This window comes from Lacticaseibacillus sp. YLM2-1, assembly GCF_056583465.1.
Window position 1 is genome coordinate 2,560,639 of record NZ_CM152617.1, and the last position, 23,800, is coordinate 2,584,438.

Consider the following 23,800-nt stretch of genomic DNA (forward strand, 5'->3'; position numbering starts at 1 on the left):
ATACAGTCTGTTTTTCATCATACACGCTCAGGCGTTGAATTGCAATCTCAATCGATAATCACCCAAGTGCTGGTTATTAGCAAAAAGTTGATATTCAATGTAGACTTCACCTGCCACAGGTTCAGTTGTCATGCGCACGTCAATCCGTGGCGTGACCGTTTCAACCGGAATGATACCGTACGGTGTGCGATAGCGCGTCAGCACGCGCTTTTCATTGGCAAAGAACAGTTTCAGCTGAGTGTCGCCGTTGCTGCTGCCACGCGACAACTGAACATCGCCATCTTCACGCAGCTTCATCGTCACCGGCATACTGGTCCCAGCATCTTCGTCAACTTCTTGGTAACGAATGTATAAAGCGTTTCCCATCTGCACCAACGTTCCAGGTTCGTCAAAAACATGTGTCTCATTGTCCTCACCCTGCGTCACAAACGTCTCAAGGTGAATTTGAATCGGCACTCCTTGTGAAAGATCCATAATGTCAATCCTTTCTAACAGCTATTGTACGCCCACGGGTCAAACTGGTCGAGTCGTAACAATTATCCATGTTTCAAATCACTTACTGCAAGATATGCAATGAAAATGCAGTTCCAACTGACGTGGCTTGTTACCTTAGTTATAATATAAGTAATCTATCATATAGAAAGAAGGCGCGTGATGGACTTGACAACACTGGCCGGCCAGCAGGCAGCAATTTTTCAGCAAAATTTTACAAAAGACGAGGCGCCGCTCAGTTTTGCCCATACTAACGCGTTATTGGCACATCCTGAATTGCACCCGCCTTTGATGCTGCATTTCTGGACGGCAGACCAAACCGTCATTCTAGGCATGCAAGATCTAAAATTGCCGCAACTCGGTCGTGGATTGCGGGTATTGGCAAGTGATGGCTATGGTTTCTTCGTTCGTAATTCTGGCGGTTTAGCGGTCATTGCAGACCGTGGGGTTTTGAATGTATCACTATTTTTGCCAAATGAAGACGAGCTTTCAATTAACGGCGCATACGAGTTGATGACTCAGCTTTTCCGCACCGCGTTTCCGAGTCTGCCAATTGCGACCACTGAAATCGTCCACTCTTATTGTCCCGGTAAATACGACTTAAGTGTTCGCGGACAAAAGTTTGCGGGCATGGCCCAACGCCGTAATCGCGCCGGCATCGTTGTGATGCTTTATTGCAGTATTTTCGGTAATCAAGACGCTCGTTGTGCCTTGCTTCGGCGATTCTATCATGAAGGCAAGGCTGCTGCCAGCTCACATTTTACCTTCCCCGTGATTCGATCCGAAACCATGACGACTCTTAGCGACTTGCTGGGACGATCGTTAACGCTTGAGCAAGCAACGGTCGCCTTGCTAAATGCCTTGGCTGACACTGGCATCGCCGCTGATATGAATTCAATGCCAACCCTTTTGCGCGATCCAGCTTACCATAAGGCGCTGACAGAAGCGACTGCCGATTTGCACACGCGCAATCGCAGCCTAAAAAAGATGGGAGAACATGATGCTATTTGAAAAGTTACCTCGCGAAAAAGTCTTTCGCGATCCAGTTCATAATTATGTCCATGTGCAACATCGCGTCATTCTGGACCTGATTAATACCCCAGAATTTCAGCGATTACGCCGCATTAAACAGCTCGGCGTTTCTGATTATGTTTTTCAAGGCGCCGAACATACTAGGTTTGCCCATTCACTTGGTGTTTATGAAATTGCCCGTGAGATGTGTGACAACTTTGTCAACAACTATCCGACACAAACACCTGGCGATGGCCTATGGGATGACGCCGAACGGCCAGTCGTGTTATGTGCCGCCTTGCTGCACGATATCGGCCATGGTGCCTATTCGCATACATTTGAGCACATTTTCGACACTGATCACGAGGCGATTACGCGAGCAATTCTCACGGATTCGCATACGAACGTGAACAAAATTCTGCGTGGTGTCGGTCCGGAATTTCCTGAGATGGTCGCATCGGTTATCAACCACACCTATCCGAATCCGCAAGTCGTGCAAATGATCTCCAGTCAGATTGATGCTGATCGGATGGATTATTTGTTGCACGATGCTTATTACACCGGCACGAAGTATGGTCTCTTCGACCTTTCGCGAATTCTGCGAGTCATGCGACCATACTCGGATGGCATCGCTTATGAAGCCAACGGCATGCATGCGGTCGAAGATTATGTTGTCAGTCGGTTTCAGATGTACCAGCAGGTTTATTTCCACCCTGTGTCTCGTGGCATGGAAGTCATTCTTTTCCATCTGCTAAAACGTGCCAAATTCCTGTATGAGTCCGGTCAGTTTGAATCTGGCTTTTCGCCGCGGCTACTCGTGCCATTTTTTGAACAAACTTTTAACCTCACCGACTATTTGAAACTCGACGATGGCGTGTTAAACACTTACTTCACTTACTGGCTAGATTATCCAGACAGTATCTTAAGCGATTTTGCTGATCGCTTCTTGAACCGCCGACCACTGAAGTCTGTGACCTTTACTGACCAAACAGCCTATCTCTTGCCACGCTTAAGGGATTTGGTAGCATCAGCCGGCTTTGACCCGCACTACTACACAGCGGAAAATGATAGTTTTGACTTACCATATGACCAATACGACCCAGCTTCCGCAAATCCAAAAACGCAAATCGAGATCATGCAAAAAGATGGGACGCTTGAGGAGCTCTCCACCCTATCACCGTTAGTCGCGGCACTTAGCGGTCGGGCAACCGGTGACAAACGGTTCTACTTTCCAAAAGAAATGCTAGCCACGCAAGACAGTAACCTGTTTTCGCCAATTTATGAAAAGTTCCAGCATTATCTGCTGAATGGCGGTCTCATTGATCCACACTTTAACGATTGATGACTGCCTTATCGCTTAGGTTGATTGGCTAGCCATTTGGCAACTGCCCAACGGTGGGTCGGTCGTTTCAGCTCAGCGAGGGCTAGGTCAATCGGCATTAACATCAAGGTATTAAAAGTTTCCAGCGGATCTTGTACAAACGCCAATTGATCACAAGCAAAAAAAGTTGCCGGATGATAGTAAGCTGTTTGACGGTGATGAGAGTAAAAATATTCAGATGACTTGCCCAACTTTTGGGTGACATGAACGGTTGCCCCAAATTCTTCTAACAGTTCGCGTGCCAACGTGACTTCTGGCGTTTCGCCTTCCTCGACGCCGCCGCCCGGCAAGAATAAGGCGTGGTTGGGCGCCTGCAGAATCAGCAACCGAGCGCCACTATGATCCGGTATGACGCCATATGCGCCAATCCGGGTATGATAATCTAACTTTGGATCTTTTCGGCCAAACACAGGATCGATCATGTTGATTACCTCCGCTTTTAATCACATTATACCCTAATCATTTTTTAACCTCTACACAAGGAGACTTTCCAATGTCAGCTCAGGAACTTTTTATTGTTTTTGCGATACCGATCGTATTAGGTGTCATCTTCGCTTTTAGTTTCACCGTGGAGCCGCGACGGTTGATTAATGGTGTCTTGTTTAATTTTTTTGCGGTCACGTTTCTTGTGGCGTTAGCGATTGCCATTTTAAGGTCAGGCAATTTGTTGCTAATATCGGTCACCGGCGTATTGTTCCTGATCATTATTTTGATCGTTGCCTTGCTCTTTGCGTTGCATTTATTCTGGTTGTTGTGGAATGCCATTCTGGTTTGGCGGCGTGAAGGTCATTCATTGAGCAATATGCTGACTTTATATATTGCAATTGGTTTGTTGCTGATCGAAATTGCTGCTTCTTTTGGTCGCCGGTTCATTCCTGATCCGTTGTACTTCTCTCTTGCAATCTTTTTTGGTCTCGGCGGCTTTTATGTGCTCTTAACGTTGTATAATTTTCTTACAGTTTTGATTCTGTATAACTTTCGTCCGCAACCGCACAATCGTACATTTCTCATTGTGCTGGGCGCCGGTTTGTTAAATGGCGACCAAGTTTCACCGTTGCTAGCGAGCCGAATCGATGCTGCGATCAAGTTCTATCGCAAACAAATCAAAAAGGGCCGACCAGCGCCGCGAATTATTTTTTCTGGCGGTAAGGGGAGCGATGAGGCCATCTCAGAAGCGATGGCCATGCAACGATACGCTTTAGGAAAAGGCATCCCTGAAGGTGACACGCTTCTTGAGGATCAGTCAACCACCACATTGGAAAATATGCAATTTTCCAAACGTCTCATTACTCAAGAAATTGGTGAATCACCTTATAAGGCTAGCTTTTTCACAAATAATTACCATTTGTTTCGCGCAGGCATCTTTGCCCGCATGGCTGGCATTGCCGCCAATGGTGTCGGCGGCGCGACTTCGTTCTACTTCCTACCCAATGCGGTGATTCGCGAATACCTCGCCTTAGTGGTTCTATATAAGCGACGGCATGCTGTCGCATTTGGCCTCATTGTCTTGATTGCGATTGCTGAATTCTTACGGGTTTGGCATCTGGGATAAGCCGCAGAGATGCAGCATAAGTGTTGATTTCAGTATACTAATTTTGAAGGGAGTTACTGTTTATGTTAAAAGAATTTCAGAAATTTATCATGCGAGGTAACGTGCTAGACTTAGCCGTTGGGGTCATCATCGGCAGTGCCTTCACTGGTTTAGTCACCTCTTTAACTAAAAACCTTATCAACCCGATTTTATCCATGTTTGCGGGCAAAGCTGACCTCAGCGGGCTTTATTTCACGATATTGGGCGCCAAGTTTACATATGGGAATTTTATCAATGACGTGCTCAACTTCTTGATTATTGCTTTTGTAGTCTTTCTGCTGGTCAAAGGTATTAACCGCATTTTACCGTCAAAGCCGGCCAAACCAGCTGGTCCGACACAAGAAGAATTGCTAACAGAAATTCGCGATCTGTTAAAGCAAGATCAACAGGTCTAATAACCTAAAATAATCATCTTGTACAACGCTTTATCCCATAAATATAAAAAGTGGCCTCGTTGCAGTATTTGCGCGAGGCCACTTTTTATATGAATAATTGAATATTAACGCTTGCTTGACAACTTGGTTCTTTACCAAAAGCTTAGTAGCCGTATATCAATACTGCCGCTTACCGCCTTGATAGACTTGTTTATCTTTTTGTTGAAAAGCCTTCACATCAGCCATCGGATCTTTTTCCAAAACCAAAAAGTCAGCGAACTTGCCTTGCTCAAGGGTACCGTATTGATCTGCAATTCCCATCAACTTGGCGCCATTAACAGAAGTCGAAAAAGCTTCAAACGGGGTCATACCTTGTTCAACCATTAATTCAAGTTCAACAGGCGACATCGTAAAATCATTGAAAGGTGTGCCAGCATCTGTTCCCAGCGTTAAAGGAACACCACGGCGGAAAGCATTCATGATGTTCTTGTAAAGATCATCCAAAGCGTCAGCAGCCTTTTTGACTTCCCAATCAGGAATCTTTCCTTTGGCGAAAGTAGGAATCGCCCAGTCGGCCACCAACGTGGGAGTTAAATAAGTCCCTTGTTTCAACATGAGGTCAATTTCATCATCTGTCACATAAAAACCGTGTTCGATTGAATCAACCCCTGCTTGAATCGCATTCATAATGCCAGGATTTCCTTCAGCATGTGCCGCGACAATGTGTCCCTTATGATGAGCTTCCTCAACTGCGACATGCATTTCAGCCACACTTAGCTGTGGATCATCCATGAAGTCATTTGGGGTCATGACCCCACCAGTGGCAATTACTTTAATTGCCTTTGCACCTTTCTTCAAGGCTATGCGAACGGCCTTTCGCATCTCATCTGGCGAGTCAACCACATACGCCGCATTTGGCATATCACCATGACCGCCAGTCATAGAAAAGAATTTGCCCGATGGCATCATTTCAGGCACATGGGTTAACTGACCTTGATCTCGCATCGCTTTTAGCGCGATATCGATATCCCAACTACTGCCACATTCACGAATGTATGTAACCCCAGATTTTAATAAGTCATGCAGATGTTCGACGGCTCCTACGGTAGAGGCAACAACGCCTCTGCTGGTACCACCATCCCCAGTTGTGGGGTCAAGCGTGATGTGCGTATGGACATTGGTTAATCCCGGTGTCACGTACTGGCCCCCAAGATCGACCATTTCAGTTGCAGATGGTGCTTGGCCAGTGCCTGTTTGTGCAACCTTGCCGTCGTCATCGACAGCAAACCAAGCGTCTTGAACGACTTTTTCAGAAGTACCGGTAAATAAGGAACAATGAGTAAAAACAGTTGACATGATACTGCCTCCATTCTTTTCTGCCTATTGGCTAATGCACTAACTTTGATATTGGGCTTTAATATTGCTTGCGTTTCACCTAGTTCACACTCGGTCTTGCATATGCGTTTAGTAACTGAATTAAATAATCGACCCCTTGCTGGTAATCATGCAATCGAATGTTTTCATTAGGCGCATGCGGACCTGAGCCAGCATAGTTCACCCCAATCAAGATAACCGGTAAGTTCAGGGCATCAACAAAATGTTTGGCCGGTCCGCCTCCTGGCATCATTGGCACAAAACGTACTTGTCCAGTCCCGTAAACTTCTTCAGCCACACTTTTAGCTAACTTCAGATGAGGGTCATTCAAATCAGAGTGAAAGGCATCTTCGCCAAGATTGTAATGTAAATGAACGTCAGAATAACCATTCTTATCTAATTGTGCCTGAATTAGGCTTGCAATTCGGCGAGGATCTTGCCCCGGGAGCAACCGGCAGTCAAGCTTCGCCAATGCCTCTTTTGGAATAATTGTTTTAAGTCCTTCGCCTTCGTAACCAGCTGATAAGCCATTGATCGTCAGTGTCGGCGCCGTCACTACAGCCCTCTTTGGATCGGCACTTGTAAACGGTCGCTTGAGTCCATACGTTTTACGAATCGCATCTGCATCAAAGTCCATTTCATCGATTGCTGCCTGTGATGCCAGATCTAATGGCTCGATATCATCATAAAAACCATCGATAAGAATATGATTTTGTTCGTCCGTCAAAGAGGATAATGCTCGAACTAAACGCCAAGCGGCATTGTCGATGTAGGCTGCTAACGATGAGTGAATATCAGCATCAGCGGTCTTAACATGAAGATCAAATGAAACGATCCCCTTTAGTCCAGCAATCACTTGAAAATGATCTGCCTCATTCTTGCCACCCGTTTCCCAAATACATGAATCGGCTGTTAGTTCATCACGGTGGGCTTTGACATACTCCCCTACATGTGGACTGCCCACTTCCTCACCGCCTTCGACAAAGAATTTCATGTTGACCGGAAAACCGCCATGATCCTTCATCCAGCGAAGCGCGGTTAGTCGATACATCAGCTCTCCCTTGTCATCAGCTACTCCTCGCGCAAACAGCTTGCCATTCACAATCGTCGGTTCAAACGGTTCGGTCCGCCATTCCGCTAAGGGTTCCGGTGGCTGGACGTCATAATGGTTATAGAACAATATCGTTTGATCAGAATTTCCCTTGAATTCTGCAAAGACAATTGGGTTGCCTCCTTGATCATGCCATTCTTCAACGGTTTCAGCGTCTAGGTCCGAAAACGCCTTTTTAACCCAGTCCACGGTCTTGCGAATGCCTTTATTTTGGGCGGAAATAGTCGGAATTCGTAAATAGTCTTCTAAGGATGGTAAATAATCCAACGCAAATTGCTCAATTGCCTCGTGCTCAGTCATGACTCAACCCCCTTGTGTGATTAAATGCTAATATAGTGCTCATTTGTAAAAGCGTCAACATTATTTTGCCATTTTAGTCACATGATAAAGAATGACCGAATCCTTAAGTTAAAAAGGATTGATAGCAAGTTATATAGGTTTAATGAGAATTTTGTACAATTATTTGTTGACAGTCAAGCAAATAAGGTTAAAGTAATCTCCATATTATAATCTTTTTTTAATTTATTTTTGAATGGAGGAAACATATGAATTTCTTAATTGCGTTTGCTGTTGTCATGATCTTTATGACACTCGGCGAATGGGTTGCTACCGCCACCAAAGCCTTTATTCCTTCCGTGTTCATTACGGCAGTTCTATTCGTCATTGGGTTCTGGACAGTCTTGCCAAAAAACGTCGTTGAGAATGCCTCGTTTGGTCCAGGATTCATTACCATCTGCATCGCGCTTTTGTTAGTTCACCTCGGAACGCTAATGAATCTGCGCGAACTACTTGCACAGTGGAAAGCTGTTTGTATTGCCCTGCTCGGCGTTTGTGGCACCTTGCTGTTGACATTAACGGTTGGGACACTCATCTTTGATTGGAAAACAGTGGTCGCTGCCGTCCCACCGCTAACAGGCGGACTTGTTTCTGCCCTACTCATGTCTAACGGCCTCAAAGCGCAAGGCTTAGCATCACTAGTAGCCTTACCTGTCGCGATGTTTGTTATCCATTCTGTTGTTGGTTATCCGCTAACTTCAGTTTTGTTGAAGCAAGAAAGCCGCCGCTTGCTGAGTCATTTCCGTGCAAATGGCAGCAAATTGGATCCGAACGTTCCCAAGATGCGCCGTGGAGCTGAAGAAGTGAAAGACAATCGCCCTAAGCTGCTGAACTTGCCTGAAAAGTATCAAACGAGTGCTTTTATCATGGCCCGCGTCGCAATTGTCGGTTTGCTTGCAATGGGGTTTGGGACATTGACAAACAATGTCATCAATTCTAATGTGGTTTGTTTAATCTTCGGGGTTATCGCGCATCAAATCGGTTTTCTTGAGGACAATGCTTTGAACAAGGCTGGCGTCTTTAACTGGTTGATGTACGGCTTGCTCGCCTATGTCTTTGGTCAACTGAGTGCCACCACGCCAGCTGTGCTTGGTGGTATTGTCCTCCAAATCATTGTCCTAATTGCCTTGGGCGTTCTGGGCATGTTCTTAGCATCGCGGCTACTTGCTAAACCATTCGGTATGTCTTGGCAAATGGCATTTTCTTGCTCACTGACAGCTCTTTTTGGCTTCCCAGCGGACTACATCCTGACTTCGGAAGTGGCGCGAGCGATGGCAACAACCGAAGATGAAGAGGAATACTTAACCCAACAAATGATGCCGAAGATGCTGGTTGGCGGATTTGCCACAGTTTCCGTCGCCTCAGTCATCATCGCCACCATCTTCTTAAAATTGCTCTGATAAATTGGCACAGTATTTACACCGGTAGCTTGAAAAAATGACAGTCATTGGCGACTTCTAAGAAAGCATTCAAAAGTCTGGTTTATTGATCATCAACGCACATAAAAAGCGACAGTCATCTAATCTATTTCAGATGACTGTCGCTTTTGTCGTTGTCATTAAAATACTGGTTGTAAATGAATGGCCAAAACACCAAAGCTTGCTTCCTGCCATGCTGTGTATAGCTGATACGTATCTGCAACCATTTTCGTTTCGGAATCCGTTGGTGCACTGCCTACCTGCGGACCTCGATATTTGTGATACAACTCAGCAAAACTGGTGAATTTTTCCAGTGCACTTACTGTCCTGCGCTGTGTTTGTGCCGTTGTGGTGTCTTCAAACACAATCGTATCGCCAACTTTTAATTGTTGCCGTTTTTCATCATTGAGTCTGATCTCAATTGTTTTGCTGCCTTGTTTGACTAACAAAAACTGATCGTGAGCTAATCCCATTCGCATCTGCCGGTTGTGCCCCCTTTTCAGCTAATCTCAGTGGCTGTTAATCTAATGACGCTTTGTTTGATGCAAGTAGTTGGTTACTGTCTCGGCAAACAAAACTAACGGTGGATCCAGCAGTAGAACGGAATAGAAAAAGGTCACCAATATCACCAATCAATCATTTACACGATAGTCGCTATGCTACTTTTCACATTATATGACTTTCTTGCGACTATATGTCGTTTATTTGCTTCAACACCAATGATGCAGGTAAATAAAAAAGCCGTACCTGAATATAGGTGCAGCTTTTTTAGTACTATTTCGTAAACCGATTTTCAAACAACGGTGTCACGGAACGATTTTCCTGAATCCGCATGATGGCGCGACCCATCAGCGGACCAACTGAAACCACATCCAGTTTATCCATATGCTTGTCAGCTGGAAGATTAATGGAGTCAGTCACAACAACCTTTTCAATAGCTGAGTGGGTCAAGCGTTCAACTGCCGGACCAGAGAAGATGGCATGGGTCGCGGCCACGAGCACTTCGGTCGCACCGGCATCCTTCAATGCTTGAGCAGCGAGCGTAATGGTGCCTGCAGTGTCGATCATGTCATCAATGATGATACATTGTTTGCCAGTAACATTACCAACAATATTCATCACTTCCGCAACATTCGGACGCGGACGGCGCTTGTCAATGATCGCAATCGGTGCCTTCAAGAATTCTGCTAGTTTTCGGGCACGGGTAACACCGCCATGGTCAGGTGACACGACAACGGTGTCGGCACCATCGTAGTGATTCCGTAAGAAATAATCTGCCAACAATGGGGCGCCGACAAGATGGTCAACCGGAATATCGAAAAATCCTTGAATCTGCGCGGCATGCAGGTCCAGCGCCAAAACACGTGTGGCGCCGGCACGTTCTAACATGTTGGCAACAAGCTTGGCTGTGATCGGTTCCCGTGAACGGGCTTTCCGATCCTGACGGGCATAACCGTAATAAGGCATAACCACGTTGATCGTATGCGCAGAAGCGCGGCGCAAAGCATCGATCATAATCAACAGTTCCATCAAGTTGTCGTTAACCGGGCTGGAAGTGGATTGGATGAGATAAACATCATCCCCACGAATACTTTCTTCGATGTTGATTTGAATTTCACCATCGCTGAACCGCTTAACCGACGACTTTCCTAGTTTCACACCGACCTCGGCAGCGATTTTCTCTGCCAACGGCTTGTTCGAATTCAAAGCAAAAATCTTTAATCTCGGGTCACCGTATTGCTCAGACATATGTTCCTCCACGAATTGTTATGGGCTGCGAAAAATTGTTCCACAGAAATCTTAGCGGACTGACGAAAAAAAGCAAGCACATGAATAGAATTATAACCTAATTCCAATCTGGATCTTTTGCCAGCGGCAGGCGTTTCCAAAAATCATCTTTGTTGGTTTGTCGTGCGCGAGCGATGGCCATCGCGTGAAACGGGACATCTTTTGTGATCGTTGAACCAGCAGCAATAAAGCTATGGTCAGCAACATCCACTGGCGCCACAATATTGGAATTTGAACCGATAAAGGCATGATCGCCAATCTTGCTTTCCCACTTCTGAACGCCATCATAGTTGACGAAAACAACGCCGCACCCAACATTAATATCCGTTCCCAAGGTCGCATTGCCAACATACGTTAAATGACCAACTTTGGTGCGGGCACCGATCTTGGCTTTTTTAATTTCGACAAAATTGCCTAAATGGACGTATTCGCCGATGTCAGCATCAGGCCGCAGATGCGAATTTGGACCAATGTCACTATGAGCGTGCATCACGGCATGCTCGATGGTTGAACTAGTTACTGTGACATCATTTTCCAGTGTGGCATCGACTAGTTCAGAGTGGGTACCAATATGGCAATCTTCGCCAATGACTGTTTTCCCCTTCAGGTAAACACTGGGTTCAATCACGGTATCGGCACCGATTTTGACCTCGGTATCGATATAAGTCGTTGCTGGGTCAATTAAGGTCACACCATTGCGCATATGCTGTTCATTAATGCGCTGCTGCATCAGGCGGGTTGCCCGCGCCAATGCGACCCGATCATTGACGCCCAATGATTCGGTATAATCTGGCATCTGATAGGCAGCCACTTTTTCGCCAGCGTCGCGCAAAATGCCTAGTACATCTGGCAAATAATACTCGCCTTGGGCATTATTATTATTCACTTGATGCAACGCCTTGAACAGAGCCTGGTTGTCAAAGACATAGACGCCGGTATTGATTTCAGAAATCAATGCTTCTTCCGGCGTTGCATCTTTTTGTTCGACATTCTTCACGACATTGCCGTCTGAGTCGCGAATAATGCGGCCGTAACCGGTTGGATCAGGAGCACTGGCAGTCAAAATAGTCGCCTTTGCGCCTTTGGCTTCGTGATAAGCAAATAAATCATTCAACGTTTTGGCGGTAAACAATGGCGTATCACCACTGATAATGAGGGTTGCGCCTTCTTTTTGACCAAGTAACGGTTCAGCTTGTAAAACGGCATGTCCAGTTCCCAACTGTTCAGATTGCAAAACAAACTTCGTGCGCTTGCCTAGCGTTTCTTCAACTGCTTCTGCGCCATGGCCAACAATTGTTACAATGGCATCGGGATGGATGGCTTCCACCTGACTCACCACATGCTCGACCATACTTTTGCCACAGACCGGCTGCAAAACCTTGTAATACTTTGATTTCATCCGCGTCCCTTTACCGGCCGCAAGAATAATGGTGAATTTCTTTGACATGTTTATGCTCCAATCCTAATATTCTGTCTTCATGATAGCCCAGCCACGGGAAGCTGACAACAAGTGGGTGGCTTGTGTCTGTGGCTGTCCACAACAACAGACCCATGTTGCCACGGGTCTGTTATTGACTATGATTGGCTTATGGCTTTTGTATGTCATCGTCATTGGCTGAATCCTGCCTAGCAACAGGATTTTTTGCTTGTGACTGGAAGGTGCTAATTTGGGTGGTATCGGTCCATGCATCGTAAAAGAAACGGTGATGACGCGAAATGATTTCCCATGCAAAATTGATGAGAAAGAGTAGCGACAAGAGGCCAAAGAATCCCAGCGCCGCTAAATTGATTTCGGTTCGATGGAAGGCGCCGAAATACTCGCCAAAAAAGTAATTCAATCCCATAAAGCTCGGCAAAGCCAGCCCGTAAAGCAGACTCTCACGTAAAAAGAGACGCCAGAACCCAATCGGCTGGCCATTTGTCCGAACTATTTTGATTCGTACAAGACTTTTTCCCAGTGTCTGCCCTTGATTAAATGCTGGCCAAAGAACAAAGACAAAGAATAGCGGCAGGACATAATTGCCGAGAAAACCTGGTAGCTGATCCAGTCCCAGCAAATGCAGCAAGATTTGAATTAACACGCCAATAATCCCACTGAAGAGAAAGAAATCAATGATAAACGCGGCAAATCGGCGAGCCAAAGTCACCCGAGCACCGCGCGCCTGACTTTTCGCATCAATGATGTCCCGTGACGGCAACGCGCGCATCAGAATTGGTGCAAACACACCGCCCAAAAAGCCGCCTGTCGTATTCAAAATCAGGTCATCAACGTCAAAGAGTCGATACGGACGCGGATAATAACCGTAGAGTCCTGACAATTGCGTCAGTTCGAAGAATAAACTTAAGCCAAAACTCATCAAAATAATCTGCGGCACGCTGCGTTTGAAGTAATAGCGCAAGTAAAAGCCAAACGGAATCGTCAAAACGACGTTAAAGAACGGCTGAATGAAAGCGGATTGCTTTAACGCTGCCAACCAAGTATGCGGATTGGTTGGCACGAACACGGTTGTATGCACGAAATAACGCAACGCCATGAAGGGTTCCAGATTATATTTAGGCCCAGTGAACTGCGCAACTGCTGCTCGCGAAGGCAACGGCAAAATAATCAAAAAGTAGGCTGATAGCAGATAAAAGACGAACGAGTAGATCACGACTGCACGCCACCAGCTAAAGGCACCGTACCGTCGATAAACGACGACCAGAAATGGTAATGCCAACACCAGCGCTAAAAACGGAAACGTGATGATCGCAGTTCTGACCGGTCCGAGATAAGCACTCATTGACCAGCCACCTCGAGTAGTTGACGATTCTGATCTAGAAAATTGCCAGCTGTGGCATGAAGCGTATTGGCTTTAGTGTCCACCTTGTCAACCCGAATCAATGATGTATATTCACTGACCATCCGATCACCGTCGAACTTACCTTCAGCAAAAACCGTAATACCGACCATTTTGGCATTGAATTCATCAATCAGAGCCTTCATGCCATTGACGGTGCCGCCGCCTTTCATGAAGTCGTCCACAATCAGAACTCTTGAGTTAGCTGGCAAGCTGCGTTTACTCAGTTCCATCTTTTCAATTCGCGCAGATGAACCGGACACATAGTTCACGGACACTGTGGAACCTTCCGTAATCTTGGAGTCGCGGCGCACAATCACAAACGGCACATTCAGATACTGACTAACACTTTGCGCAATTGGAATACCTTTGGTTGCAACCGTCATGACAGCATCAACATGGGCCTCGCGATATTGGGTGGCAATTAATCGCCCAATTTGCCGTAGCACACTAGGTGTTCCTAACAGATCGGAAAGATAAACGTAGCCGCCTGGCAATAAGCGATCTGTCTCGGATAAACGTTTGGACATTGCGGCAATAAAGTTTTCCGCCTCATCTTCTCCCATGATCGGAATATAGCGCACACCGCCTGCTGCACCTGGCACCGTTTCAAGAATGCCCGTCTGTCGCTGGGCAAATGTTCGCCGGACAATAGCCAGATCTTCACTGATAGAAGACTTCGCACTCTCATACCGTTTTGAGAAAAAAGTCAGTGGAATCAAGGTATGCGGTCGTTCTAATAAATACCGGGTCATATCAATTAACCGGTCACTTCGTCTTACTTTCATCATTTCGCTCCTAACACCGAATATTTAGCACTACACTAACATTGCGTGATAATCTCAACAAGTATAAACGTTTTAACCGAAAATTTCGACCCTTTTGCGTTGTTTTTTCAACGAACGTTCGCATTTGCTCATCTTGTGTTTCTTTTTAACGGAAAAATTGCTACGTCTGATTGGCTTCTTACGCCGTTCTATATTAGAATGATTATAAAGAGGAAAAATGAGGAGGGCAAACCATGAATTGTTTTGAACTGAGTCATGTGACGTTTGCGCCGGAAAAAAATGCGATCCTGCATGACATCAATCTGACGATTCCGTGGGGTGCAGATCTTACCATTGCCGGTCATTCGGGTTCAGGAAAAAGCACCTTGCTTCGTCTGCTGGCGACGCTGCTAACACCAACGAGCGGAACCATTCGCTATAATGGCAAACCGCAGGACGATTATGATCCGATCAGTTATCGCCGCGAAGTTTCTTATTGTGCGCAGCAGCCCGCTTTGTTTCATGGCACCGTTGCTGATGATCTGCAGTTTCCATTCACCATTCGTCATCAAAAAATGCCCCGTGAAGAAGCCGAGCGTGCTTTAGAAAGCGTTGATTTAGCCAAAACCATGCTCGACGATCCGGTCAAAAACCTTTCCGGCGGCGAACGTCAGCGAGTGGCGTTGTTGCGGCATCTTTTCTTTCCGCCAAAAGTGCTGTTACTTGACGAAGTGACTGCTGGGTTAGATCCTGACACCAAAACGGTCATTCATGCCTTATTACAAAAACAAAATGACCAAGGCATCACCTTAATCCGCGTCACCCATGATGAAGGCGAGATTCAGGCCGCGAAACAATTGCTGCGGCTAGTTGCCGGACAATTCGAGGAGGCAGCTCATGAGTAATCAGCTCATTGTGTCCCCCATCACCTTATTGCTAGCACTTATCTTGGTCTTGATTGCACTAGCGATCAACCTAAAAGAAGATCTCGGCATGACCAAAGATTTGATTATCGGCGTTGTACGGGCTGTCATCCAGTTGACTGTTGTTGGTTTCGTCCTGACCTACATCATCAAAGCCGATACTGTCTGGCTGACGTTGGCCATGATTGCGGTCATCATTTTTAACGCCGCTTGGAACGCTAAAAAACGCGCCGGGACAATTCCAAATGCGCTCGTGACGAGTTTGTTGGCGATCACCACCGCGACTGGGTTAACGCTGGTGATGCTGGTCGCGGTCAAAGCCATCCGTTTTGTCCCGTCACAAATCGTCCCAATTTGCGGCATGATCGCCAGCAACGTTATGGTGGCAATTGGCTTGGCTTATCGCAGTTTGAATACAGAATTCAATGATTTACGGCAACAGGTCCTTGAACGTTTGGCACTCGGCGCTGATCTCAAGCAAGCCAGTCAATCGCTCATTGTCAATGCAATTAAAACTGGGATGGCGCCGACGATTGATTCAGCAAAAACGGTAGGGTTGGTCAGCTTGCCGGGGATGATGTCGGGGTTGATTTTCGCGGGTATTGATCCCACCAAAGCCATCATGTATCAGATCATGGTCACCTTTATGTTACTGGGCGCCACCAGTATCGGTAGCTTTATTGCCGTTTACCGCAGCTATCCACGCTTTTACAATGCCCGTAAACAACTGCGCTAAAAAATCGTCCAACGAATCATTTGACAACCACATAAAAAACGTTGTGATCGCATTGGCCATGCGGACACAACGTTTTTTAAATTACTTGATTAATAAGGGTTCTCCATTTTATTTTGCGGCTCGTATGGACCATACTCAACCTGAATCGTCGTGTGCGCAATATCAAAACTTTCGCGCAAAGATAGGCTGAGCGCATCGAGGAAGTCGTCATTGCCAACTGTGGTCGTGCGCACGACATGGACGGTCAGCGCCACATCGGTCGTGCTCAATGCCCAAATATGCAGGTCGTGGCAAGAAGCAACGGTTGGGTAAGCATTCACGAGCTTTTTAACCGCCACTGGGTCAATATCTTTTGGCACTGCTGCCATGGCAAGGTTGACCGCATCGCGCAGCAAATTCCAGGTGCCAACCAAAACGACAATGGCAACTAAGATCGACATCACGGGATCAAGCCATTCCCAGCCAGTCAGCAAAATCAGTCCGCCGGCAAGAACAACGCCAAGCGAAACGCCAGCATCGGCGGCCATATGCATGAAAGCGCCGCGAATATTCAAGTCATGTTGCGAACCGCCATGGAATAGCAAGGCGGTGGCGCCGTTGACAATAATCCCAACGCCCGCCACCAGCATCATCCAGCCGCCTTCAACAGGTGCATTTTGTGAAAGTCGGGTGACCGCCTCAACAATGATGGCACCCATAGCCACTAATAAGAACGCGGCATTAGCCAAAGCTGCCAAAATCGAAGAACTCTTATAACCATAAGTCCGTTCGACAGTGGGATGCCGTCCTGACAGCCAATCTGCGAACCACGCTAATCCGAGTCCCAACACATCGCCTAAGTTGTGAACCGCATCTGCGACCAAGGCCACCGATCCAATGCCGATGCCAAAGGCCACTTCAGCAATAATATAAATTGTATTCAGTAAAATGCCCCAGAAGAATGCCTTGTTTGGTTGAACTTGTTCCATGACAACCGCCCCTCCATTTTCCTATCCCCATCATGGTTTAGCGTTACCTAAAAATCAACCCCTAAACCGTGGACCCGTGGCGGATAAGCAAAATGGCCGTAATAGGTAAACTTCGCGGCAAAAGCCCTTCATACTGTTATAAACCCGCATGGCTCTGGAGTGCTTTTGGCACAGGCCAAAAACAGTTGGGCCGCTGCCTGACATTTGCGCGAATTCGGCACCATACTTTTGTAGCCGCTGCTTGAGGGCGGACATTTCCGGATACCGACTAGCAGTGATGGCTTCAAGGCTATTTGCCATGCCACTCGTCATTTGTGCAAAGTCATGATTTTGAATGCCTGCCACCACCGTTTGCGTATCAGGATGGCGCAGACCGGCGTCATAATCAATGGCATTCAAAATGGTCGGCGTCGATACTGAAACGCGAGGCTTTGCCAAAACGACCCAAAAATTCGGCAAGCTGCCAAGTGGGGTGACCACATCACCACGACCAGTTACGAGCGCCGTCTCTGAATAAACACAGTAAGGGACATCACTATCAACACTTAAGCCGATCCGTGCTAATTGCGACCGACTATAGCCGAGTTGCCAAAGCGAATTCAACCCTCGCAAAACGGCAGCTGCATCACTTGAGCCGCCGCCAAGCCCCGCGGCGACCGGAATATGTTTTTCAATATGAATCCGCGCACCTTGACGGATATTGGCGTGACGCTGCAGCGCCAACGCTGCTTTGTAGGCCAGATTGCGCGGATCTTCAGGTAGGAAGCCGCTATCTGTCGAAACCTGAATGCTGCGATGCGGGCTAATCATCACATAGTCAGCTAAATCGACCGATGTCATGACCATCTGCCACTCATGTTCGCCGTCGTCATGGCGATACAAGGCATCCAAGCTGAGATTAATCTTGGCCGGTGCTTTTTCGATCAGTTCCATCCAACCACCAGTCTCTGGCGACCCATACGCTTGCCGGTCAATCACTATCACCGCAAGCCCCGTTGTATGCATCGACCGTATAGTTATTTTTAGTATACTGTTTTATGCGCTGATTTTCACCGATACACGGTAAAAATCGCGTAACGATGCGTGACTTACTGTTTCCGTATCCGAAATGCAAAACAGCAAAAGACCTCGATGCAACTCACATCGAGGTCTTCTTATAACAGATTTAATTGTTAAAACAATTCAATGTTATGAGGCTTTTTCTTCGCCTTCGAAGGTGATCTGAATTGACTTAGTCAAGAGATCCGCGTAACTGTATGAGACGCGCTCGAACGCATTTTCATCTTGGTCGAGATCGACCACAAAAATAGCCGGATAGGTTTCTTTCAAAGTCCCCCGTCGCCGCGTCACTTTCTTGCGTCCAGCTTGTGCAACGACCGTTAAGTTCTCACCGATTTTTCCATCGAGCTTCCGTTTGATGCTTGCTAGTGTGATTGGCATGCACTTCACCTCTTGCAGTCTATCATAGCACGAAAGCAAGAAATTTGCAATTATACCACGCGTTTCTTATTTCGGCAAGCGATTTATGCTGGTGTTTTTAGTAAAAATTTATCGTGCTTAAGCGTGAGCCTGACTGATTAAATCCGCCGCTCGCAAAGCACGATCTAACCGAGCAAAATCAGCAATTGAAAGCCGCTCTGCGCGGGTACCAGGGTCAATGGCGGCGGTTGTTAAAGCAGATCGAATGGCAGCCTTGTTAGTTTTGCCAAATAAGACCACAAGATTATTCCAGAGTGTTTTTCGCCGTGAAGCAAAAGCGCCGCGAACTAGCCGATCAAAACTGGCTGGATCGGTTAAAGCTGCAAGCGGTTCGGTGCGCTGCGTCAAGGTGACAATGGCTGAATCGACATTGGGTGCCGGTACGAAGGCATGGCGGCTTACCGTGAAAGCAGTTGCCACGCTCGCAACGAGTTGAACTGCAATACTCAGGCTACCATATTCTTTTGACCCCGGCGTTGCGCTTAATCGTTCTGCCACTTCTTTTTGCATCATAACCGTCATGCTATGAAGTGGTAGCTGTGCGCGTAAAAGATGGAGCAAAATGGGTGTGGTGATGTAATACGGCAGATTGGCAACAACCTTTAAGGTGTGCTTGCCATCAAAATGCTCGGCAACCAATGCGCCGAGGTCGGTTTTTAAAACATCCTCATTTACGACCGTCGCATTGGGATAATCGGCCAATGTTTCATCCAGAATCGGCAGCAACCGATCATCAATTTCAAGTGCCACCACCTGATGCGCGCTGTCCGCTAAGAATTGGGTCAAAGCACCAATCCCTGGGCCAATTTCGATCACATCATCCTCAGGGGTCAAATCGGCGGCTGTCACAATTTTTTGCAAAATCTTGGAATCGGTCAAAAAATTCTGACCTAAGCCTTTGCGCATATGGAAACCATGGCGCTTTAAAATAGCGTTGGTGACCGCTGGCTGCGCAACTTTTTCAGGTTTTGTCATGCTGTCCTCCATCTACTTGGGCCATGGCAGCCAAAAAAGCTGCGCGGCTAATTTGAAACTCTGCGAGTCGTCGAAGCAACTGTTTGCCGTTTGTGTAGCCAATATGCAACAACTCGCCTAACTGTTCCCGACGTTGGCGGGCACCGACACCACCGACTAAATCAGCAGCGAGCAAATCTTGCTGACTAATCACTTGCGGTGCATCTGGCATTTCTGTAAAAAGATGCTGCAAAGCTGCGCGCAACGCAGCAGGCTTGGCATGTTCGATGCCCAACGAGCCTTTATGATCCGGCACACCTTCACGCCGCGGCAAGAAAGCATGCGTCACCCCTGGAACCGCGCGGGAAATAGTTTTGCGGATTTTCTCACCCGGGAAATCAGGGTCGGTCAGCACAATCACACCGCGTTTAGCCTGTGCTTGCCGAATGCGTTCGAGCGTTGCCTCGTCAATTGCACTGCCGCGGGTTTCAATGGTGTCAATGGCACCAAAAGTTTCTTTCAATCTTTTCGTATCATCGCGGCCTTCAACGACCACGACTTGTTTGATAGTTGTCATGCTTTTTCCTTTAATCCAAAGATGCGATGGGCATTGTCCCATGTTTGCTTGGCAATCACTTCCGGCGTTGTTTCACGTAATTTCGCCAAGGCCTCCACCACATACCGCGTGTAGCCCGGTTGATTCTGCCGGCCACGATAGGGTGTCGGCGTGAGATAAGGCGCATCCGTTTCCACTAACAGTCGATCATTGGGCACAATTTTGGCACTGGCATGTTCTTCCGGTGCATTTTTAAAGCTGACAATGCCAGAGTATGAAATGTATAAACCGAGATCCAGAAAACGTTGACCCCAAGTTGCATCGCCGGTGAAGCTATGCATGATCGCGCCGAAGTCTTCAACATGAGCCTTTTTTAAGATGTCATAGGTATCGTCAAAGGCATCGCGACTGTGAATTGACACCGGTATTTTCAACGAACGTGCAATCTCAAGTTGCCGACGAAAAACCCGTCGCTGAATTTCCCGTGGCGAGGTATCCCAGTGATAATCTAAGCCGATTTCGCCTAAGGCTACAACTTTAGAATCCGCCAGTTGCTTGATTAACAATGCCTCTTTGGCCGCATCATAATCCTTGCTAGACTCGGGATGCCAACCAACAATGGCATATAAATTGTCATACTGGTGGGCCAACGCCAATGCGCCGGCATTCAAAGCTGTGTCAGAGCCGACAATCGCCATCTTCTTGACACCAAGTTGCCGAGCGTTTTCAATATACTCGGCTTCTTTGCCTTGATAGGGCGTGTCATTCAAATGGGTGTGTGAATCAAAAATATCCATGCGATCTCAACTTTCTTTTACGCTTCTGTCATAAGCGGTGTCAGCAACCGTGCAACTTGAGCGGCTTTTTTGGCAGCAAATAGTCGCTTCAATTGCGCAGCTGGCGATTGCGTTAAAGCGCGAATCAACTGTGCCATGCGTTCCGGTTGTTTCTGCGGCTCAGCATTCATGAGCATGAACACCCAGTTCACTGGTAAAATCCGACTAGCATCGGCTAAATCTTTGAAGGCGACCGGAATAGCAAAATGAACAACCACCAACCGCGTTTGTTTCACTAATTCGCCTTCCAAATGCGGAATGGCAATATTCGGCAAGCCATCTGCCACTTCATTTAGTTGCATGCCAGAAGGAAATGTCTGCTCGCGTGTGATCAACGCTTCTTTCCCAGCCGGCGCCATAATTTGCTGGTCAACAAGTGTTGTGCTAATCGTTTTAAAAAAAGCTGCTTGCGTGGGTGTATTCAGAAAATAGACCAGCTCTGGCGTGATCAAATCAGTCATGCATTTCACCTATCTTTACAAATTCTCAATATGTTTAGAGTATAGCACGCAGTTTGCCTAGGCTCATCGTCGGGTGATCATTTCAAGAAACCATTTATTATCCGCGCTTTTTCTTTGATTTTCATGAAAATGCTCCGCGAAAAATGTCTATTACTTCTATTTTGTTCTATACTATGGAGGTACTGAACATTTAAGGATTACCTAGGAGGTATTTTTACATGTCTGTTAAACTTACTGCTGGTCAGTTGAAGCACTTGAAGCAATTGTCAAACGATGACAATGTGATCTCAGCTTTGGCCATTGACCAACGCGGTTCCCTGAAGAAGATGCTTGCAGCTGCAGCTAACAAGCCGGCTGATGAAACCACGATTGTTGATTTCAAGAAGGCAGTCTCTGAAGAATTAACCAAATACGCCAGCGCTATTCTGCTTGACCCAGAATATGGCTTGCCGGCTGCTAAGGTTCGCGATCCTAAGTCTGGCCTACTCCTTTCATATGAAAAGACTGGTTACGATGCTACCGAACCTGGCCGTTTCCCAGATCTGATCGACAACCAAAGTGCTTTGCGCATTAAGAACGAAGGCGGCGACGCTGTTAAGTTCTTGCTCTACATCGATCCGGATGAACCAGACGCTATCAATGATCGCAAGTATGCTTTCGTTGAACGTGTTGGTGCTGAAGCAAAAGCTAATGACCTGCCACTGTTCCTTGAATTGGTTTCTTACGATGGTAAGACCAACGAAACTGGTACAGCTGCATGGGCTAAAGCTAAGCCTGAAAAGGTCATCAAGATCACCAAGGAATTCAGCAAGCCGCAATACAATGTTTCTGTTTTGAAGCTTGAAGTTCCAGTTAATCAAAAGTTTGTTGAAGGCTACACCGATGACGGCGTTACCCCTGTTTACAGCAAGGAAGAAGCCGCTAAGTATTACAAGGAACAGTCAGATGCAACGGATCTCCCATTCATCTTCCTGTCCGCTGGTGTCACCAACGAATTGTTCCTTGAAGAACTCAAGTTTGCTAAGCAAGCAGGTTCAGCCTTTAATGGTGTTCTCTGTGGCCGTGCAACTTGGAAGCCGGGTGTTAAGCCATATGCTGCTGAAGGCGAAGCTGCTGGTAAGAAGTGGCTTCAGACCGAAGGCAAGGCTAACATTGATCGTTTGAACAAGGTGCTTGCAGAAACTGCAACCCCTTGGACTGACAAAGTTGAAGGTTAATCTTTAACCATAGTTGCAAGAAAGGACCGATTATGATGATCGGTTCTTTTTTTATGACTGCGGACATGTTTTTGTGACCACTGCAAACATCAAAATGAAGTTCGAAAAACTTGCTAACAATCATTACAGGTTGGTGATCCAGTGGTAGACTGATATTGAATGCGTTTTCGTCTATTAGGAGGTAATTCAACTTGATCACAATTGAAAACAGCAAATTTAAAGCAGGTATTGCCGAGCGCGGTGCTGAATTGCAGTCGCTGGTAAATAAAGCCGACAACTATGAGTATGTCTGGACAGGTGACAAGACTTTTTGGAATCGGCATGCGCCTATTCTGTTCCCATCTATCGGGAAGTCTAATCAGGATCAATATCGGTTAGGCGCAAAAACCTATCCAATGAGTCAGCATGGATTTGCTCGTGACTATGACTTTGATGTCAGCGATAAGAGCGACTCAGCGGTCACCTTCACGCAACATCAAAATGCTGAGACATTGAAGAAGTTCCCGTTTGAGTATACCTTGGCTGTCACTTACATGTTGACGGACGGCGGCCTCAGCGTACATTACACGGTCACAAATGACGATTCTAAATCAATGCCATTTGCTTTAGGGTTCCACCCTGCCTTTAATGTCGGCTTGAAAGCTGATGGCAGTTTCGACGATTACGACCTCACTGTTGAACCATTAAACAGCCCACTACAACGGTTCGGCATCGGCCCTGTGCCATTCCGCAATGGCGATGTTGAGGACATTCCCGGCGCAGAAGGCAATCGTTTGCCCCTGACACATGATCTTCTTGATGGTGGTCTCGTGATTCTCGCTAACAGCGAAATTGCCAAGGCAACCCTCGCATCACCGCACCATGACCACAGCATCACCCTCGATATCAGCGACTTCCCATATCTCACCGTCTGGAGCCCAGAACATAAAAAGGCGCCTTTCATCGCTGTTGAGCCATTCGATGGTCTGCCAGATCAAGCTGGCGAACCAACCGACTGGTACACCAAGCTTGGCAACACCACGCTATCTGCTGGTGCCAACAAGCAATTGGCCTTGAAGGTTGAGCTTCACTAATCGAAGTTGAACACCCAATCGTCCGACACAATTCGGGCGATTTTTTTGTGAGCGCGGGGCAGCTCGGTAGCAACCGAAGTGTCAGCAGTCAAAAAAAGCTGACTCACCCTAGCTAGC

25 protein-coding genes are annotated in these 23,800 nt (G+C 46.9%); 9 read left to right on the forward strand and 16 right to left on the reverse strand.

Annotated features, from left to right (window positions below; genetic code table 11):
* Positions 1 to 27: 27 nt before the first annotated feature.
* On the reverse strand, positions 28 to 474 hold the full coding sequence (locus AC07KQ_RS12390) for a YwiB family protein (RefSeq protein ID WP_003567697.1): 447 nt from the start codon (positions 472 to 474) through the stop codon (positions 28 to 30).
* Between the two features lie 180 nt (positions 475 to 654).
* Here AC07KQ_RS12390 and AC07KQ_RS12395 point away from each other — a divergent pair, with 180 nt between their 5' ends.
* Positions 655 to 1,503 carry a lipoate--protein ligase family protein gene (locus tag AC07KQ_RS12395; protein ID WP_003567700.1) on the forward strand — a complete coding sequence of 283 codons (849 nt, stop codon included), beginning with the start codon at positions 655 to 657 and terminating at the stop codon, positions 1,501 to 1,503.
* Positions 1,493 to 2,845 (forward strand): HD domain-containing protein, encoded by a 1,353-nt coding sequence (locus tag AC07KQ_RS12400; RefSeq protein ID WP_003567702.1) that lies wholly within the window; start codon positions 1,493 to 1,495, stop codon positions 2,843 to 2,845. The genes AC07KQ_RS12395 and AC07KQ_RS12400 overlap by 11 nt, the downstream gene beginning before the upstream one ends.
* Before the next feature lie 8 nt (positions 2,846 to 2,853).
* On the opposite strand, the gene AC07KQ_RS12405 is transcribed toward AC07KQ_RS12400, so the two are convergent.
* Complete coding sequence (locus AC07KQ_RS12405) at positions 2,854 to 3,306, reverse strand: NUDIX hydrolase (RefSeq protein ID WP_003567704.1); 453 nt, start codon at positions 3,304 to 3,306, stop codon at positions 2,854 to 2,856.
* Positions 3,307 to 3,377: 71 nt separating this feature from the next.
* Between AC07KQ_RS12405 and AC07KQ_RS12410 the strand changes: the two genes are divergently transcribed.
* Positions 3,378 to 4,436 (forward strand): YdcF family protein, encoded by a 1,059-nt coding sequence (locus AC07KQ_RS12410; RefSeq protein WP_003658747.1) that lies wholly within the window; start codon positions 3,378 to 3,380, stop codon positions 4,434 to 4,436.
* 62 nt (positions 4,437 to 4,498) lie between these two features.
* Positions 4,499 to 4,870 (forward strand): large-conductance mechanosensitive channel protein MscL, encoded by a 372-nt coding sequence (mscL, locus tag AC07KQ_RS12415; protein WP_003571482.1) that lies wholly within the window; start codon positions 4,499 to 4,501, stop codon positions 4,868 to 4,870.
* 156 nt (positions 4,871 to 5,026) lie between these two features.
* On the opposite strand, the gene AC07KQ_RS12420 is transcribed toward mscL, so the two are convergent.
* Positions 5,027 to 6,205, reverse strand: a complete 1,179-nt coding sequence (locus AC07KQ_RS12420; RefSeq protein WP_003567710.1) for a metal-dependent hydrolase family protein — start codon at positions 6,203 to 6,205, stop codon at positions 5,027 to 5,029.
* A 79-nt stretch (positions 6,206 to 6,284) separates the two neighbouring features.
* Positions 6,285 to 7,634, reverse strand: a complete 1,350-nt coding sequence (locus AC07KQ_RS12425; RefSeq protein WP_020751763.1) for a M20 family metallopeptidase — start codon at positions 7,632 to 7,634, stop codon at positions 6,285 to 6,287.
* 245 nt (positions 7,635 to 7,879) lie between these two features.
* On the opposite strand from AC07KQ_RS12425, the gene AC07KQ_RS12430 reads away from it, so the two are divergent.
* Positions 7,880 to 9,070, forward strand: a complete 1,191-nt coding sequence (locus AC07KQ_RS12430; RefSeq protein WP_003571485.1) for a hypothetical protein — start codon at positions 7,880 to 7,882, stop codon at positions 9,068 to 9,070.
* A gap of 158 nt (positions 9,071 to 9,228) precedes the next feature.
* On the opposite strand, the gene AC07KQ_RS12435 is transcribed toward AC07KQ_RS12430, so the two are convergent.
* From AC07KQ_RS12435 to purR, 5 genes are all read right to left on the reverse strand, one after another.
* Entirely contained in the window at positions 9,229 to 9,567 is a 339-nt protein-coding gene (locus AC07KQ_RS12435) for an ASCH domain-containing protein (RefSeq protein ID WP_003567716.1), read from the reverse strand.
* A 295-nt stretch (positions 9,568 to 9,862) separates the two neighbouring features.
* Positions 9,863 to 10,837, reverse strand: coding sequence for a ribose-phosphate diphosphokinase (locus AC07KQ_RS12440; protein WP_003567718.1), 975 nt, complete (start codon positions 10,835 to 10,837; stop codon positions 9,863 to 9,865).
* A gap of 97 nt (positions 10,838 to 10,934) precedes the next feature.
* Complete coding sequence (gene glmU, locus AC07KQ_RS12445; protein ID WP_003567720.1) at positions 10,935 to 12,323, reverse strand: bifunctional UDP-N-acetylglucosamine diphosphorylase/glucosamine-1-phosphate N-acetyltransferase GlmU; 1,389 nt, start codon at positions 12,321 to 12,323, stop codon at positions 10,935 to 10,937.
* A gap of 139 nt (positions 12,324 to 12,462) precedes the next feature.
* Complete coding sequence (locus AC07KQ_RS12450; protein ID WP_003567722.1) at positions 12,463 to 13,656, reverse strand: VanZ family protein; 1,194 nt, start codon at positions 13,654 to 13,656, stop codon at positions 12,463 to 12,465.
* The gene (purR, locus tag AC07KQ_RS12455) at positions 13,653 to 14,501 is read right to left on the reverse strand and encodes a pur operon repressor (protein ID WP_003567724.1); all 849 of its coding nucleotides are present in this window, start codon (positions 14,499 to 14,501) and stop codon (positions 13,653 to 13,655) included. The genes AC07KQ_RS12450 and purR overlap by 4 nt, the downstream gene beginning before the upstream one ends.
* Positions 14,502 to 14,734: 233 nt before the next feature.
* Here purR and AC07KQ_RS12460 point away from each other — a divergent pair, with 233 nt between their 5' ends.
* Complete coding sequence (locus tag AC07KQ_RS12460; protein ID WP_003567726.1) at positions 14,735 to 15,385, forward strand: ABC transporter ATP-binding protein; 651 nt, start codon at positions 14,735 to 14,737, stop codon at positions 15,383 to 15,385.
* Complete coding sequence (locus AC07KQ_RS12465) at positions 15,378 to 16,139, forward strand: ABC transporter permease (protein WP_003567728.1); 762 nt, start codon at positions 15,378 to 15,380, stop codon at positions 16,137 to 16,139. Before AC07KQ_RS12460 ends, AC07KQ_RS12465 begins: the two co-directional genes overlap by 8 nt.
* Positions 16,140 to 16,228: 89 nt before the next feature.
* Here AC07KQ_RS12465 and AC07KQ_RS12470 read toward each other — a convergent pair whose 3' ends face one another.
* From AC07KQ_RS12470 to AC07KQ_RS12500, 7 genes are all read right to left on the reverse strand, one after another.
* Entirely contained in the window at positions 16,229 to 17,107 is an 879-nt protein-coding gene (locus AC07KQ_RS12470) for a cation diffusion facilitator family transporter (RefSeq protein WP_003567730.1), read from the reverse strand.
* A 54-nt stretch (positions 17,108 to 17,161) separates the two neighbouring features.
* Positions 17,162 to 18,040, reverse strand: a complete 879-nt coding sequence (gene ispE / locus AC07KQ_RS12475; RefSeq protein ID WP_003567732.1) for a 4-(cytidine 5'-diphospho)-2-C-methyl-D-erythritol kinase — start codon at positions 18,038 to 18,040, stop codon at positions 17,162 to 17,164.
* A gap of 255 nt (positions 18,041 to 18,295) precedes the next feature.
* A complete protein-coding gene (locus AC07KQ_RS12480) occupies positions 18,296 to 18,547 on the reverse strand; it encodes a Veg family protein (RefSeq protein WP_003567734.1) in 252 nt (83 codons plus the stop codon).
* Positions 18,548 to 18,664: 117 nt separating this feature from the next.
* Positions 18,665 to 19,561, reverse strand: coding sequence for a 16S rRNA (adenine(1518)-N(6)/adenine(1519)-N(6))-dimethyltransferase RsmA (gene rsmA, locus AC07KQ_RS12485; RefSeq protein ID WP_003567736.1), 897 nt, complete (start codon positions 19,559 to 19,561; stop codon positions 18,665 to 18,667).
* Positions 19,548 to 20,117 carry a ribonuclease M5 gene (gene rnmV / locus AC07KQ_RS12490; RefSeq protein ID WP_003567738.1) on the reverse strand — a complete coding sequence of 190 codons (570 nt, stop codon included), beginning with the start codon at positions 20,115 to 20,117 and terminating at the stop codon, positions 19,548 to 19,550. The genes rsmA and rnmV overlap by 14 nt, the downstream gene beginning before the upstream one ends.
* The gene (locus AC07KQ_RS12495; RefSeq protein WP_003567740.1) at positions 20,114 to 20,893 is read right to left on the reverse strand and encodes a TatD family hydrolase; all 780 of its coding nucleotides are present in this window, start codon (positions 20,891 to 20,893) and stop codon (positions 20,114 to 20,116) included. Before AC07KQ_RS12495 ends, rnmV begins: the two co-directional genes overlap by 4 nt.
* 17 nt (positions 20,894 to 20,910) lie before the next feature.
* Entirely contained in the window at positions 20,911 to 21,393 is a 483-nt protein-coding gene (locus AC07KQ_RS12500; RefSeq protein WP_003567742.1) for a PTS sugar transporter subunit IIA, read from the reverse strand.
* A 218-nt stretch (positions 21,394 to 21,611) separates the two neighbouring features.
* On the opposite strand from AC07KQ_RS12500, the gene AC07KQ_RS12505 reads away from it, so the two are divergent.
* Together AC07KQ_RS12505 and AC07KQ_RS12510 are read left to right on the forward strand one after the other, a co-directional pair.
* Positions 21,612 to 22,610 carry a tagatose-bisphosphate aldolase gene (locus AC07KQ_RS12505; protein WP_274990909.1) on the forward strand — a complete coding sequence of 333 codons (999 nt, stop codon included), beginning with the start codon at positions 21,612 to 21,614 and terminating at the stop codon, positions 22,608 to 22,610.
* 191 nt (positions 22,611 to 22,801) lie between these two features.
* Complete coding sequence (locus AC07KQ_RS12510) at positions 22,802 to 23,683, forward strand: aldose 1-epimerase family protein (protein ID WP_003567746.1); 882 nt, start codon at positions 22,802 to 22,804, stop codon at positions 23,681 to 23,683.
* Positions 23,684 to 23,800: the final 117 nt, after the last annotated feature.